At 50.3% G+C, this 578-nt stretch carries 1 protein-coding gene, 2 tRNA genes and 1 other RNA gene; all 4 read left to right on the forward strand.

Features of this window, described 5'->3' with window-relative positions; translation table 11 throughout:
• Positions 1–45: 45 nt before the first annotated feature.
• Positions 46–161, forward strand: a non-coding RNA gene (locus tag BEI65_RS23575) — RtT sRNA.
• Positions 162–198: 37 nt separating this feature from the next.
• Positions 199–273 (forward strand) — tRNA-Gly (locus tag BEI65_RS23580).
• Positions 274–279: 6 nt separating this feature from the next.
• Positions 280–355, forward strand: a tRNA-Thr gene (locus BEI65_RS23585).
• A gap of 109 nt (positions 356–464) precedes the next feature.
• Positions 465–578, forward strand: a 114-nt coding sequence (locus BEI65_RS23590) for a GTP-binding protein (protein WP_021280608.1), incomplete at its 3' end; no start/stop codon positions are given.

Consider the following 578-nt stretch of genomic DNA (forward strand, 5'->3'; position numbering starts at 1 on the left):
ATCTTGCCTTCGGCAACTAACCGGCCAGCGATAAACTCGCAACGGTTAATCTGCGGAAGGGGAAGGCGAAAGCCTTCAGCAAGGTTCGAGTTGTGCAGCCCATTGCGTAGCCGGCCCGAAGGGTGAGAGTAAAGCGACGAACAATCCTTCTCCCACCTAAAAATTCTACAGAAAAGTCAGGTAGCCGAGTTCCAGGATGCGGGCATCGTATAATGGCTATTACCTCAGCCTTCCAAGCTGATGATGTGGGTTCGATTCCCACTGCCCGCTCCAAGATGTGCTGATATAGCTCAGTTGGTAGAGCGCACCCTTGGTAAGGGTGAGGTCGGCAGTTCGAATCTGCCTATCAGCACCACTTCTTATTCTCTCGCCCCCTGATTTTCTTTCTGTTCTGGATTCAACAAGCAACTGCTTGGTTGATGTGGTGATACCACCGATTTATCCGTGTCTTAGAGGGACAATCGATGTCTAAAGAAAAGTTTGAACGTACAAAACCGCACGTTAACGTCGGTACTATCGGCCACGTTGACCACGGTAAAACTACCCTGACTGCAGCGATCACCACCGTTCTGGCTAAA

Source organism: Serratia sp. BW106 (genome assembly GCF_002607755.1).
Lineage (GTDB): Bacteria > Pseudomonadota > Gammaproteobacteria > Enterobacterales > Enterobacteriaceae > Serratia > Serratia proteamaculans.